This window comes from Burkholderia sp. BE17 (assembly GCF_009362305.1).
GTDB lineage: Bacteria > Pseudomonadota > Gammaproteobacteria > Burkholderiales > Burkholderiaceae > Burkholderia > Burkholderia pyrrocinia_C.
In genome coordinates this window covers 117,199-130,749 of the sequence record NZ_WHNU01000009.1, presented here as the reverse complement: position 1 = coordinate 130,749, position 13,551 = coordinate 117,199, and the positions used below count along the sequence as shown (strand labels likewise).

Genomic DNA, 13,551 nt, shown 5'->3' with positions numbered 1-13,551 from the left:
CACGCTCGACTTGACCAAGTCTGACGAAATGCGCGGCATTGGCGGGGTACACTCGATTTCATCCCAATCCGCGCCATTGCGCCCGCCATCATGAGGATCTCAGTCAGCCGGACCGTCGGCGTCGATCGCAGACGCCTCTTCACGTGGTCGCAGGATTACGCGCGGCGGCTCGTGTGGGACAGCTTCCTCACCGACGCCTATCTGCTCGACGAAACGACGGCCGACGTCGGCGTCGACGCGTTCTGCCGCAGCCAGTCGGGCGCGACGATGGTGTCGCGCTATATCTCGTACCGTCCGCCGCAAGTCGCCGCGGTCGAAATGGTCGAAGGGCCGAAGGTGCTCGAACGCTTCAGCGGCAGTTGGAACTTCACCGAACACAGGCCGGGTTCGACCGAAGTGAAGTTCACGTACAACTTCCGCGCTCAGCCGTCCTGGCTGCGCTGGCTGCTCGAACCGCTGATCGGCGCGTTCTATCTCGTGCAGACGCGCCGGCGTCTCGATTCGTTCAAGCGCTGGGCCGAAGCGGAAGCGCTGCCGCGCTGATACGCACTGCGGCGCGCGCCGCGGCATTCAGGCAACCGCGTTCTAACGTGCTCCGCCCCGGCCCATCGAAAACGTTTCCGCACCCGATTCGCGGCGCAACGTGACTTCCGTACCGGTCAGCCATCCTGATGATTTCAGGATCGGGCGCACCACTGCGTACAAGCGATCGCCGCTGGTGCCATACAGGTACAGATAACCGTCGTTGCCGTCGCGGTGCAGTTCGGTCTCGCCAAGTTCGCCCGCCCCTGCCTGCCTCACCGCGCGATCCAGCCGGCGTTCCAGTGCGTGAAGCCGTGCCAGGTCCTTCTCGTAGTAGTCGAAGTGGACCATCACGACGGGCCCGGGCGGCTTCGGCGGCAACTCCGCGGCAATGTTGCCGGTGAAGAACGCAACGCCGAGCAATGCGGTGATTCCTGTTCTTTTACGCATGTCGGTAACAGGTGAGCGATGCCCGCTCATGTCAATGCAGCACCGCGCGCCACCTGCTGCCGGACCTGCGCCTGCGTGCCGAGCGCGGCGGCGATCGCATCGACCGCATCGGCCGCACGCGCCGCGCCGCACATGAACGCGTCGACGGCCGCGAAGCGATGCTCGGGCCATGTATGGATCGTGATGTGAGATTCGGCAAGCAGCACGACACCCGTCACGCCATGCTCGCCGCCGAAATGATGGAAATGCGCGCCGATCACGCGCGCGCCTGCCCGTTGCGCCGCGTCGGTCAGGATCGCTTCGAGCCGCGCGGCGTCGCGCAGCAGCGCCGCATCGATGCGGGCCAGATCGGCCAGCACGTGCGAGCCGAGCGTCGCGCTCGGTGGCGCGATCCCGTCGCGCGCGGTCATTTGTGCGACCCGTACGACGAGTAGCCGCTGCGCGCCGACGAGCTGCCCCAGCCGCCGCCGCCCGAACCGCTGCCGCCGATCGATGCGCAACTGAACAGCGTGACAACGATCAGGCCGTAGATGCCGTAGAGGATGTACCGGATCACGAGTTGCCCCCGTCCGATGCGAAGCCCTTCCACAGCCATTCAGGCAGCCACAGCACCAGCAGGCCGACCAGCACGTAGACGGTGCGGCCGCTGAACGAGAACAGCGTGCCCATGTTGAAGATCACGAGCAGCGCGCTGAACACCCACGGCAGCGGTGCGAAACTGTGCGGGCTTTTGCCGCCGAACAGGCCCGTCGACGCGGTGGCGCCCGCTGCGGCCGCGGCCGTTGCGAGCGCCGGCGTGCCGAAGCGTTCGGCGAGCGCGCTGCCCGACAGCGGCCGCGCGCGCGACCACACGATCTCCGCGGCGCTGCGCTCGCGCGTCAGCTTGTCCTTCTGCCAGCCGTAGTCGATGATCGACGTGCGATCGCCCACCTGCACGCGCCAGTTGAACGCACCGACTACGTAGACGACTTCCGATTCGTATTCCTCACGCAGCCGGTAGGTCTTGCCGCCGTCGAGCACGTCGGATTCGCTGCCGATCGTCGGCCAATGGTCGAGCACCTGCACGCGTTCCCAGCGCCCTTCGCTCTGCACGAGCCACAGGAAGCCGCGCTTCGGGTTCAGCAGCAGGTATTCGTCCCACGTCTCTTCGTCGCCCGGCACGCGGCAGCGCATCATGCCGATCACCGTGTACTTCACGCCGTCGAACGTGCCGATTGCGCCGAGCTCCAGCGCCCCCTTCACCGATTCGAGCTTGCGCTGCGCCGCGAACACGGTCTGCTGCTCGGCCGTGCACTGCACGCCCGCGTGACAACTGCCGCACACCACATAGTCGGCCACGTTCGGCGCATACGACAACGGTGCACCGCAGCTCGGGCACGCGAACGGCACCATCTCCGCGCCGCGCTTCTCGCGCGTGTCGGCTTCGGTGTCGCGCAGCCCCGTAAACGCGAGCGCGTCGAACTCCAGCGCCTCGCCCGAATAGACGGCCGGGCTTCCGCCGTTCGATTCGGCATCCGAATAATCGTAGGTCGCGAACGCGTTGCCGGTCCGCAGGTCGACGACGCGCGCTTCCCAGCCGGCATCGACGCGGAACGGCAGCTCGCCGTCGCCACCCGTGCAGCGCGCGGTGCGCACGTCGGACACGAGATACGCGCGGCCGCCGTGGTCGATCCGCATGCCCGGTTCGAGCGTGCCGAATGCGGGCCACGCGCCGCCGGACGCATCGTCGGGCTCGCGCACCGTGACCGCGTAATGGCCCGACGCATCCGACAGCCAGCCGAATGCGCCGTCGTCGAACACGACATACCACTCGCTCCACGCGCCGGCGTCGTAGGTCATCTGGATGCGCCCGAGCACCGTGAACGTGCGCTTGCCATAGCGGCCGGCCGTGCCGATCTGGATCGGCGACGCATCGTCGAGCACCGTGGCCAGCTCGCCGATGCGCTCGACGTCGGTGCCGCGCTTGAGCAGCGTGCTGCGGCAGAACGCACAGACGGCCATCACCGCCGCCGCCGAGCGAAACTCGACCGGCGCGCCGCACTGGGGGCACGAAGTGCTGAACATGCGCGACGCTTACCGCGTGAGCTTCGCGAGGATCTCGGCCTTCGCGCGCGAATATTCGTCTTCGGTCACGAGGCCCTTGTCGAACAGCGCCTTCAACTGTTCGAGCCGCTGCACGTAATCGGTGCCGTCGGCCGGCGCGGCCGGCTGAGCCGCGGCCACCGGCTCTGCGGGCGCTGGTGCTGCGGGTGCGGGTGCTGGTGCTGGTGCTGGTGCTGGTGCTGCGGGTGGTGCAGCCGGCGCCGGTTGCGCGGCACCCGCGATCTGACCGGCCATCGCCTGCCCGATCGCCGCGCCCGCGGCGAGCCCCGCGCCGATACCGGCGATGCCGCCCGGGTTCTGCGCGGCCAGCGGAATCGCCTGCGCGGTCTGGTATTGCGTGGCGCGCGCAAGATCGCCGGCCATCCCCGCGCCGATCCGCAGGTCGAGCGCCTTCTGCAGCTCGGCCGGCAGCGACACGCTCTCGACCGCGAACGCGTCGAGCGCGAGGCCGTAGCGCGTGAACACCGGCACCAGCGCCTCGGCGATGCGCTGCGACAGCAGCGACTGGTTCGCAGCCATGTCGACGAACGGCACGTCGGCCGAGCCGAACGTCGTGCTCATCGCGGTCACGACCAGGTTGCGCAGTTGCTGTTCGAGATCGTCGACCGTGTACTGCGCGCGCGTGCCGCTGACCTCGCGGTGGAACGCGGCCGCGTCGACGATCCGGTACGAGTAGATGCCGAATGCGCGCACCTGCACGAAGCCGAATTCGCGGTCGCGGATCGTCACCGGCTGCGCGGTGCCCCAGCGCCGGCCGAGTTGCAGCCTCGTGCTGAAGAAATAGACATCCGACTTGAAAGGCGACTGAAAGAATTTGTCCCAGTTCTTCAGGTACGTGAGCACCGGCAGCGTGTTCGTTTCCAGCGTATACAGCCCCGGCTGGAACACGTCGGCGATCTTGCCTTCGTTCACGAAGATCGCGACCTGCGTTTCGCGCACGGTCAGCTTGCCGCCGTACTGGATTTCCTGGTCTTCCATCGGATAGCGCCATGCCAGCACGCCGTCGGTGTCTTCCGTCCATTGCAGGACGTCGATGAACTGCTTGCGGATGAATGAACCCAGACTCATGTCGGTCTCCTCGGACGCGTGGCGCGTCAGGTCAGGCAGGCGGCATTGATGATGCCGACGACGAGCGATGCGGTGCCCATCAGGCCGCCCATCGCGACGTTGCGATCCTCGATCGCATGATTCATGCCGCGTATCAGGCGGGTGAGCGCCGCATAGGTGATCAGTTGCACGACCATCGCGCCGACGGCCCAGATCACGACTTCGCCGAGCGTCGAGTTGTGCGCGATGCTGGACGCGAGCGTCAGGCAGAAACCGATCAGCGCGCCGCCGAACGACAGCGTCGCGGCCGCGTTGCCGTCGCGGATCAGAGCCAGTTCGTCGAACGGGGTGACCTTCAGGTACACTGCCGCGAACACAAGAAGCAGCACGAACGCCGACAGCAAATGAACCGCATAGAGATAGGCACTATTCATTCTTTCCCTCGGATTTTGTGCTCGGTTCACCGCCCCGTCGCCAGCCGGCCCACGCGGGGCCGGCAGACGGATGGCCGCCCCACGAAAATCCGCGCCAGTATATCCACATTGACGACCGCTGCACAACGGATGCTCCATGCTGCATAAACGTGCGCTCGTCCTGTCGATCCTCGTGCTCGCGTCGTGCGGGCTCGGCTACGAACTGATCAGCAGCGCGCTGTCGAGCTACCTGCTCGGCGATTCGATCCTGCAGTTCTCGTCGGTGATCGGTTGCTACCTGTTCGCGATGGGGATCGGCTCGTGGCTCGCGAAGTTCGTCGAGGACGACGACGTGCTCGACCGCTTCGTCGACATCGAGCTGCTCGTCGGCCTGCTCGGCGGCGTGTCGGCCGCGCTGCTGTTCGCGGTATTCGCATGGCTCGCCGCGCCGTTCCGCGCGGCGCTCTACGCGCTGGTGCTTGCGCTCGGCATGCTGATCGGGATGGAGATCCCGCTCGTGATGCGCGCGTTCCAGCAGCGGCGCCAGGCGTTCCGCCATACCGTCAGCGAAGTGCTGACCTTCGACTATCTCGGCTCGCTCGCCGTATCGCTGATCTTCCCGCTCGTGCTCGCGCCGCGTCTCGGCCTGCTGCGCACGAGCTTCCTGTTCGGGATCCTGAACGCATTCGTCGCACTGTGGACGACACATCTATTCCGCGACGAGATCCGCAACGTGCGCGGCAAGCTGATGCGCGCGGCGCTCGTGATCGGGCTGCTCGTCGCCGGCTTCGCGCTGTCGGACCGCATCACGCACTGGGCCGAACACGGCGTGTACGGCGACGAGACGATCTATTCGGAAACGACGCCGTACCAGCGCATCGTGCTCACGCAGTGGCACGACGACATGCGGCTGTACCTGAACGGCAACCTGCAGTTCTCGTCGCGCGACGAGCACCGTTATCACGAGGCGCTGATCCATCCGACGATCGACGCGCTGCCGTGGGCGAAACGCGTGCTCGTGCTCGGCGGCGGCGACGGCCTCGCGGTGCGCGAACTGCTCAAGCACCGCAACCTCGAACAGATCACGCTCGTCGATCTCGATCCCGCGATGACGAAGCTGTTCTCGACGTCCGCGCCGCTCGTCAAGCTGAACCAGGGCTCGCTGAAGGACCCGCGCGTGCACGTGATCAACGACGACGCAGTGCGCTGGCTCGAATCGAATGCCGACGTGTACGACGCGATCGTCGTCGACTTTCCCGATCCGACCAACTTCGGGCTCGGCCGCCTGTATTCGGTGCCGGTGTTCCGGCTGCTCGCGCGCCACCTGTCGGAAAACGGCTACGCGGTGATCCAGTCGACGTCGCCGTATTTTGCGCCGCACGCGTACTGGACCATCATCGCGACGCTGCACGAAGCCGGGCTCAACACCCGGCCGTACCACTGCTACGTGCCGTCGTTCGGCGACTGGGGTTTCGTGATCGCTGGCAAGCGCCGCGATTTCACGGTGCCGACGCACTACTCGGTGCCGACGCGCTGGCTCGACGCGCAGACGGCCGCCGAGATGTTCCACTTCCCGGCCGACATGCCGGCGCTGCCGATGTCGCCGAACGAACTCAACGACCAGCCGCTCGTGCGCCGCTTCGACGACGACTGGAAGCACGTGCTGCGCTGATGGACCGCCGCACGTTCCTCGTCGCGTCGGCGGCTGCGTCGCTCGCCGCGTGCGGCCGCACCGGCTGGATCGAGACGACGCCGCGCGTCGGTTACCCCGGCATGCGCGAAGGCCATGCGCTGCGCGACCATGCAACCCTGCCGCCGCCGTCCGGCACGGTCGAGACAGACGTCGCGATCCTCGGCGCGGGCGCGGCCGGGCTGTCCTGCGCATGGCAGCTCGCACGCGCGGGCCACACGCGCTTCGCGGTGCTCGCGGGCCCCGAATTCGGCGGCAATGCTGCCGGCGGCCGCTTCGGCGATCTCGGTTATCCGAAAGGCGCGCACTACCTGCCGCTGCCATCGCTCGAATCCGCGCATCTGCGCGACATGCTCGCCGATCTCGGCGTGATCGAATCCGCACCGCTTTCCGCGCGCCCCGTGTACGACGAGCGCGCGCTCGTGCACGCGCCCGACGAACGGCTCTTCATCGCCGGGCAGTGGCAGGACGGCATCGTGCCGACCGCCGGCCTCGGCGCCGACGAACTCGCGCAGCAGGCGCGCTTCTTCGCGTACACGGACGGGCTGCGCACCACGCGCGGCGCAGACGGCCGCAAGGCGTTCTGCATCCCGATCGCGGAATCGTCGCGCGACCCGCGCTGGCGCGCGCTCGACCGGCGCTCGTTCCGCCAGTGGCTGCTCGACGAGGGCTACACCGCGAAGGCGCTGCACTGGTACCTGAACTACTGCTGCCGCGACGACTACGGCGCGGGATACGAGCACGTGTCCGCATGGGCGGGGCTGCACTATTTCTCGTCGCGCGGCGGCCACGCAGGCGACGCGAGCGACGGCGCGGTGCTGACCTGGCCCGACGGGCTGCACACGATGGTGACGAAGCTGGCCGATTCGATCACCGCGCGCACCGGCTCGAATGCATGGTCGCGGGACGGCTTCGCGGTGCGCGCGACCGAACGCGCGGGCGGCGTCGACGTGCTGTGCGCGCGCATCGGCGACGACGGCGCGCTGTCGACGTTCACGCTGAAGGCGCGGCGCGTCGTGTGCGCGATGCCGCTGTTCGTCGCCGCGCGCGTGTTTCCGCAGCTTTCCGCGTACGGCTTCGAACCCGCGCGCGACCTGCCGCCGCGCGCGCCGTGGCTGGTGTCCAACTTCCTGCTCGACGGCATGCCGGCCGAAGAAGCGGGCGTGCCGCTCGCGTGGGACAACGTCGTCTACGACGGCGCGGGGCTCGGCTATGTGGTGTCCACCCACCAGTTGATCCGGATGTCGCCGCCGACGCGCTCGGTGTTCTCCGCATATCAGGCGCTGAGCACGCAAGCGCCGGACGATACGCGCCGCTGGCTCGCGCAGGCGAAGCCCGACGCGTTGCGCGAACAGGCGGCGATCGACCTGCAGGCCGTCTACGGGCGCGAGCTGTGGAAACACGCGACGGCGCTCGAGATCACCGTGCGCGGCCATGCGATGGCGACACCCGACGTCGGCTTCCTGAGCCGGCCGGGGCTGCTCGCGCTGCGCGATGCGGACGGCCCCGTCGTGTTCGCGCACGCTGACCTGTCCGGGCTGTCGCTGTTCGAGGAAGCGTCGTACTGGGGCATGCTCGCGGCCCGGCGCGTGCTCGCCTGACGGCCGCCATTCGTCATTGCGGCGCCGCCGCCAGCCGCTATAATCGCGCGACATTCCGACTGCATTGAGCAGGCCGGCGGTGCCGCGCGACGCGCCGCATGCCCTCCTCGACAACAACAATGACGAACCGAACCATCCGACGCCTTCGCCCGTTCGTGCGCGCCGCCGCGCGTGTGCTCGCGTGCGCCCCGCTGCTCGGCGCGCCGCCGGCGCTGCACGCGGCCGACGCCGCAGGCACCGAGCCCGCATCCGGGCGCTACGTCGTCGTCGACACCGGCCATACGCCGGCTCACCCGGGTTCCACCGGCGCGAGCGGCCGTGTCGAATACCTGTACAACCTCGATCTGTCCGCCGCAGTCGCGGAAAAGCTCGCCGCGCTCGGCGACCGCGTGCGGCGCACGTCGGCCGACGGCCGCGAGATCGCGCTCGACCAGCGTTCGACGCAGGCGCCCGACGCGAACCTGTTCGTGTCGATCCATCACGACTCGATGCAGCAGCAGTTCATCGACGCGGGCCGGCAGCGCGAATTCCGCGGCTTCTCGGTGTTCGTGTCGGAGCGCAATCCGCACTACGCGGAAAGCCTGCGTTGCGCGAAGGCGATCGCCGAGCGGCTGGTCGCGGCCGGCGAACGGCCGTCGCTGTATCACGCGCAGCCGATCCGCGGCGAGAACCGCCCGCTGATCGACCCGCAACTCGGCATCCACCGCTTCGACGATCTCGTCGTGCTGCGCACCGCGCCGATTCCGGCCGTGCTCGTCGAGGCCGGCGTGATCGTCAATCCCGACGAAGAAGCGCGGCTCGCGCAACGCGGGACGATCCAGCGCCTGTCCGCCGCGATCGCGGGCGGGATCGACGCATGCACGGCGCCGAAGTGACGGCATTGCCCATCGGGCTCAACGGTTTTCACCCAGTCAGGAGCATCAAAATGAAAAAGACGAATCTGTTCGCATCCTGCGCGCTGCTCGCGCTTGCCGTTCCGTTCGCCGCGCACGCGGCCGGCTGTGCGAAGCCGCACAGCGCGTTCGATCAGGTGTACTGCAGCAGCACGCAGTTCTCGCAGACCGATCGCGAACTCAACGACGAATACGGCCGCCTGCGCAAGCAACTGAGCGGCGATCAGCAGGCGACGCTGAAGGCCGGCCAGCTCGCGTGGATGAAGCAGCGCGACGCGCAGTGCAGCGAAACCCGCAACAACGGCTACCTCGTGGATCTTCAGTGCGCGACCGACATGACGGCGTCACGGCTGTCGTTCCTGCGCGAGCGCGAGCGTGAATGCACGAGCACGGGGTGCGTGGCGTCGAAGCTCGGCGAGTAAGCGCTTCGCAGGTGCCGTGTCGCGAAGCGGTTCGCGGCACGGCACGGCAATCAGGCTGAGCACGCATGACACCGAATACGACAACGATCGACATCCGCGCTGCCATATCCACCGACGCGGCGACCATCGCCGACATCCACGTCGCGTCTTGGCAAGCGACCTACATGGACATCATGCCGGCCACGTTCCTCGCCGGTCTCTCTGTCGAAAAACGCACGACCTTCTGGCGCTGTGCGCTCGACGCCGGCCGCCCGCGCGTCGCGCTTGCGTTCACGGGCAATGGCGCGGCAGGCTGGATCGCCCATGGTCCGACGCGCGACACCGACAAGGATCGCGCATGGGGAGAAATCGAAGCGATCTATCTGCATCCGTCGCATTGCGGGCAAGGAATCGGCGCGGCGCTGGTCGACCATGCGTGCCGATCGCTGCACGACGCGGGCCATGCATGGGTATCGCTCTGGGTACTCGTCGAAAACCGTCGTGCACGAGCATTCTACGAACGCGAAGGCTTCGTCGCCGAATACGACATCAAGACCTTCGAGATCGACGGTACGCCGATCGAGGAAGTGCGCTACTGGCGCGCACTTCCGTAGTTTGCTTCGTCGACGCGCGCGGCAATCACAGAAACCACCGATACTCCCGCGCGCCGATCTCGTTACGAAAATCCAGCTCCTCCTGCCGCTTGTTCTCGCAGTACACCATCACGAACTCGCTGCCGAGCCCTTCACGCACGGCCGGATGATCCTGCATCGCCGCGACGGCCGACAGCATCTCCTTCGGAAAATCGATCCCGCTGCCGCGATCCTCGTTGAGCCGCGCGATCGGTTCGATCCGTGCATCGAGCCCGTGCTCCATCCCGGCGAGAATCGCCGCGAGCACCAGGTACGGATTCGCATCCGCGCTCGCGAGCCGGTGTTCGATCCGCAGGTTGCGCGCATCCGACTCGGGAATCCGGATGCACGCATCGCGATCCTCGAAACCCCAGCTTGCGCGGCTCGCCGCGTTCACCATCGACCCGTAGCGCCGGAACGCGTTGTGATTCGGCGCGAACACGGGCATGCAATGCGGCAGCAGCGCGAGGCATCCGGCCACCGCGTGCCGCAGCGGGCGCTGCCCGTCCGCCGCGAGCAGGTTGCGCCCCGCGTCGTCGTACAGGCTCACGTGCACGTGCATCCCGCTGCCCGGTGCATGCAGGTAGGGCTTGCCCATGAAGCTCGCGCGATAGCCGTGCTGCAGCGCGACGCCGCGCGTGCTGCGGCAGAACAGCGCCGACCAGTCGGCCGCGCGCAGCCCGTCGTCGGTATGACCGAAATTGATCTCGAACTGGCCGGGCCCGAGCTCGGCGGTGATCACCGTCGCATCGACGCCCTGTTCGCACGCGGCCTCGACCATCTCGTGCAGCACGTCGGAGAAGCGCGACAGCCGCTCGATATGCATGTTCGGCTGATCGTCGCGGTCGTCGCTCAGGCGATCGCGCGGGTACTGCGGCATCCCTTGCGCGAGCTGCGCGGCGAACAGGTAGAACTCCAGCTCGAACGCGACGACCGGCCGGATGCCGCGCGCCGCGAAGCGCCGCAGCACGCGTGCGAGCACCTCGCGCGGCTCGAACTCGATCGGCGCATCGGTGCCGTCGGAGCTGATCAGCATCTGCGCGAGCGGCTGCCGCTCCCAGCGCACGGGCTTCAGCGTGCCGGGGATCAGGCGGCGCGGCGCGTCGGGGTCGCCGTCGTTGAAGCAGTAGTCGCCGATCTTGTAGAGGCCGCCTTGCGTGCCGAGCAGCACGCAGTTCTGCGGCAGCTTCAGCAGCGAACCCGACGCGACCTTCTCGAGCGCATCGATCGGGTAGCGCTTGCCGTAGAAGTGCCCGGGCAGGTCGAGGCAGATCAGGTCGACATAACGAATCTCGGGGTGCGCCTGCCGGAATGCGCGGACTTCACCGACCAGCGCGGGAACGACGTCATCCATGTCTCATCCTTTCCATGTCTTGTATGGCGGTGCCGCGGCGCGGCGAACCGGATTCATGCGACACACGGGACAACGCATGCCGCATTTAAATCAGTACTGCAAACATGCTGCGAGGCGCGATGGCCTGCGACACCGCCCGCCCCGCCGACCACTCAGGTGAACACCCAGATCACGCGCGTCGGCGCATCGGTCAGGTTGGCATAACGGAACCGCTTGTGCGCGGGAAGCTGGAACGCATCGTTCGGGCCGAGCGTGACGGGCGTTTCGTCGCCGTCGATCCAGATCGTCAGTTCTCCTTCGAGCACGAAACCGCCCTGCTCGTCGCTGTCGTCGACGGGCCGCTCGCCGCTGCTCGCGCCCGGCGCGAGATGGCTTTCGAGGATCGAGAAGCGCGAGCGCATGTTCGGCGACACGAGGATGTCGGTAATGCCGGCCGCGTAATACACGGTGCGCCGCTCGTCGGGCCGCGTGACCCACGGCACGCTGCGCGGCTTGCTCAGGCTGTAGAAATACGTGGTCGGCACGCCGAGCGCCTCGCCGATCGCGGTCAGATCCGCGACCGTCGGACGCGACAGCCCGCGCTCGACCTGCGACAGAAAGCCGACCGAGCGGCCGATCCGCTCGGCGAGGTCGTTCAGCGTGACCTTGCGATGCTTGCGCAAGTCGCGGATCAGGATCGCCAGACTTTCTATCTCTTCCTGTTCGTTCATGATGGGTTCCGAAACGGTCAGACGGTGTCGCGCAAACGGTACCAGGCCTTGCCGAGCGCTTCCAGCGGCGCGGCGAGCCGGTCGCCGCCGGGGAAGCGCGGGTTGCGGATGCGCCGGTATTGCGCGAGCAGGCACTCGTCGCCGAGCACGGCGTCGGCGACCGCGCGCGCACCCGCGAGCGTCGGCAGCACGCCGTGCCCCGAGAAGCCCTGCAGCCAGAAGCGCTGCCCGTCGCGGCCGATGTCCGGCGTGCGGCGCATGCTGATGTCGATGTGGCCGCCCCACGCGTAATCGAGCGGCACGCCGGTCAGTTGCGGGAACACGCGTTCCAGGTGCGGGCGCGTCGCCGCCGCGATATCGGCCGGGATGCCGCCGAGATACGTGCAGCCGCCGCCGAACAGCAACCGGGTGTCGGGGCTCAGGCGGAAGTAGTCGGGCACGAACTGGTTGTCGATCACGCAGCTGTTCTGCGGCAGCAGCGAACGCGCGACGTCGGGCGCGAGCGGCGCGGTCGCGACCTGGTACGTGCCGACCGGCAGCAGCCGGCGCGCCAGGTCGCGATCGAGCCGGTCGACGTATGCATTACAGGCAAGCACGAGCACGTCCGCGCGCACTTCGCCGCGCACCGTGCGGGCGATGTGGCCGCCGGCCGTCTCGCGACAGTCGAGCACGCGGCTCTGCTCGAAGATGCGGCCGCCCGCGCGCTCGATCGTTTGCGCGAGGCCGAGCGCGAGTTTCAGCGGATTCAGGTGGCCGGCTTCCGGATCGTGGAGCGCGGCGAGATAACGCGTGCCGCCGATCCATTCGGGCATCTCGTCACGCCCGATCACGCGCAGCCGGTCGTAGCCCCAGCGCTCGGCCGCCTCGTCGCGGGCCTGCGCGAGCATCGCGACGCGGCGCGGCCGCACCGCGGCCCACAGGCTGCCGGGCCGATAGTCGATGTCGAAACCGTGCCGCTCCGGCAGTTCGCGCACCTCGGCGGCAGCCCAGCGCATGCTGTCCCACAGCAGGCGCGCGCCGTCGCGGCCGAGCGAATCCTCGAGCGGCTGCATGTCGCACGACCAGCCGAGCAGCGCCTGCCCGCCGTTGCGGCCCGACGCGGCCCACGCGACGCGACTCGCCTCCAGCACGACGACGCGCTTGCCGGCGAGCGCGAGGCGCAATGCCGTATGCAGTCCGCTGAAGCCCGCGCCGACAACCAGCACGTCGGCGTCGATGCGCTCGCCCAGTTCCGGACGATGCGGGATCGGCGCCGGGTAGGTGCCGGCGTAGTAGCTTGCGACGTGACGGTCGGACTGCACGAACATGCGGACTCCCGTGAAATTCTCATCGAGAAATTTCATGAAAAATTAGCACGACAATTTCACGCAGGCAAGCGCGCGCGGAAAGCGGCGCATCGATGGGCTGGCGGGAAACCTGTCGAGATTCCTCGAGCCGCTACCGGCGGCGAAGCAGACAAGACATCGGCCGCTTCTGCCCGCTCGTTCGCGGTCGCCGACAATTCCTCGTCGTTTCGGCGTGGACATGTTTCCGCCGTTTTCGCCCGTCCGGACCCCGATGAACCGTATCGGCCGATCGGCCGACACACGTGACGCCTCGCGTGTGAACTGCACGGGTGCGGTGATTTTCCCGGCCGTCCGCCCGGCCCATATTTTTACCCTTGTCAAAATTTTGGCCAGAGAGAATATGCGCTGAAACAAGGCGTCATCTGTTCACACACGGCCCCGCAAACCCT

General features: G+C 67.8%; 16 protein-coding genes. 7 read left to right on the top strand and 9 right to left on the bottom strand.

Annotated features, from left to right (window positions below):
• Positions 1–90 precede the first annotated feature (90 nt).
• The gene (locus GD429_RS10465) at positions 91–543 is read left to right on the top strand and encodes a type II toxin-antitoxin system RatA family toxin (RefSeq protein ID WP_152856871.1); all 453 of its coding nucleotides are present in this window, start codon (positions 91–93) and stop codon (positions 541–543) included.
• A 42-nt stretch (positions 544–585) separates the two neighbouring features.
• Here the strand turns inward: GD429_RS10465 and GD429_RS10460 are convergent, their stop codons facing one another.
• From GD429_RS10460 to GD429_RS10435, 6 genes are read right to left on the bottom strand one after another with little or no spacing between them, the layout of a single operon-like run.
• Complete coding sequence (locus tag GD429_RS10460; RefSeq protein ID WP_227791610.1) at positions 586–1,002, bottom strand: hypothetical protein; 417 nt, start codon at positions 1,000–1,002, stop codon at positions 586–588.
• The gene (speD, locus tag GD429_RS10455; RefSeq protein ID WP_152856870.1) at positions 999–1,382 is read right to left on the bottom strand and encodes an adenosylmethionine decarboxylase; all 384 of its coding nucleotides are present in this window, start codon (positions 1,380–1,382) and stop codon (positions 999–1,001) included. The genes GD429_RS10460 and speD overlap by 4 nt, the downstream gene beginning before the upstream one ends.
• On the bottom strand, positions 1,379–1,528 hold the full coding sequence (locus GD429_RS10450) for a hypothetical protein (RefSeq protein WP_155630549.1): 150 nt from the start codon (positions 1,526–1,528) through the stop codon (positions 1,379–1,381). The genes speD and GD429_RS10450 overlap by 4 nt, the downstream gene beginning before the upstream one ends.
• Entirely contained in the window at positions 1,525–3,036 is a 1,512-nt protein-coding gene (locus GD429_RS10445) for a DUF4178 domain-containing protein (RefSeq protein WP_152856868.1), read from the bottom strand. Before GD429_RS10445 ends, GD429_RS10450 begins: the two co-directional genes overlap by 4 nt.
• Before the next feature lie 9 nt (positions 3,037–3,045).
• Entirely contained in the window at positions 3,046–4,143 is a 1,098-nt protein-coding gene (locus GD429_RS10440; RefSeq protein ID WP_152856867.1) for an SPFH domain-containing protein, read from the bottom strand.
• A gap of 26 nt (positions 4,144–4,169) precedes the next feature.
• Positions 4,170–4,556 carry a DUF350 domain-containing protein gene (locus GD429_RS10435; RefSeq protein WP_152856866.1) on the bottom strand — a complete coding sequence of 129 codons (387 nt, stop codon included), beginning with the start codon at positions 4,554–4,556 and terminating at the stop codon, positions 4,170–4,172.
• Positions 4,557–4,692: 136 nt separating this feature from the next.
• Here GD429_RS10435 and GD429_RS10430 point away from each other — a divergent pair, with 136 nt between their 5' ends.
• The 5 genes from GD429_RS10430 (at position 4,693) to GD429_RS10410 (ending at position 9,734) form a co-directional block, all read left to right on the top strand.
• Positions 4,693–6,207 carry a polyamine aminopropyltransferase gene (locus GD429_RS10430; RefSeq protein ID WP_152856865.1) on the top strand — a complete coding sequence of 505 codons (1,515 nt, stop codon included), beginning with the start codon at positions 4,693–4,695 and terminating at the stop codon, positions 6,205–6,207.
• The gene (locus tag GD429_RS10425) at positions 6,207–7,826 is read left to right on the top strand and encodes an NAD(P)/FAD-dependent oxidoreductase (protein WP_152856864.1); all 1,620 of its coding nucleotides are present in this window, start codon (positions 6,207–6,209) and stop codon (positions 7,824–7,826) included. The genes GD429_RS10430 and GD429_RS10425 overlap by 1 nt, the downstream gene beginning before the upstream one ends.
• 119 nt (positions 7,827–7,945) lie before the next feature.
• Positions 7,946–8,701, top strand: coding sequence for an N-acetylmuramoyl-L-alanine amidase family protein (locus tag GD429_RS10420; protein ID WP_152856863.1), 756 nt, complete (start codon positions 7,946–7,948; stop codon positions 8,699–8,701).
• Between the two features lie 50 nt (positions 8,702–8,751).
• The gene (locus GD429_RS10415; RefSeq protein ID WP_152856862.1) at positions 8,752–9,141 is read left to right on the top strand and encodes a lysozyme inhibitor LprI family protein; all 390 of its coding nucleotides are present in this window, start codon (positions 8,752–8,754) and stop codon (positions 9,139–9,141) included.
• 65 nt (positions 9,142–9,206) lie between these two features.
• Positions 9,207–9,734, top strand: coding sequence for a GNAT family N-acetyltransferase (locus tag GD429_RS10410; RefSeq protein WP_152856861.1), 528 nt, complete (start codon positions 9,207–9,209; stop codon positions 9,732–9,734).
• A gap of 25 nt (positions 9,735–9,759) precedes the next feature.
• Here GD429_RS10410 and GD429_RS10405 read toward each other — a convergent pair whose 3' ends face one another.
• From GD429_RS10405 to GD429_RS10395, 3 genes are all read right to left on the bottom strand, one after another.
• Positions 9,760–11,106, bottom strand: coding sequence for a glutamine synthetase family protein (locus tag GD429_RS10405; RefSeq protein ID WP_152856860.1), 1,347 nt, complete (start codon positions 11,104–11,106; stop codon positions 9,760–9,762).
• A gap of 152 nt (positions 11,107–11,258) precedes the next feature.
• The gene (locus tag GD429_RS10400) at positions 11,259–11,816 is read right to left on the bottom strand and encodes a helix-turn-helix domain-containing protein (protein ID WP_105391158.1); all 558 of its coding nucleotides are present in this window, start codon (positions 11,814–11,816) and stop codon (positions 11,259–11,261) included.
• Between the two features lie 17 nt (positions 11,817–11,833).
• Complete coding sequence (locus GD429_RS10395) at positions 11,834–13,123, bottom strand: NAD(P)/FAD-dependent oxidoreductase (RefSeq protein ID WP_152856859.1); 1,290 nt, start codon at positions 13,121–13,123, stop codon at positions 11,834–11,836.
• Between GD429_RS10395 and GD429_RS10390 the strand changes: the two genes are divergently transcribed.
• Entirely contained in the window at positions 13,100–13,408 is a 309-nt protein-coding gene (locus GD429_RS10390) for a hypothetical protein (RefSeq protein WP_152856858.1), read from the top strand. The two genes, GD429_RS10395 and GD429_RS10390, sit on opposite strands and share 24 nt — an antisense overlap.
• Positions 13,409–13,551 lie beyond the last annotated feature (143 nt).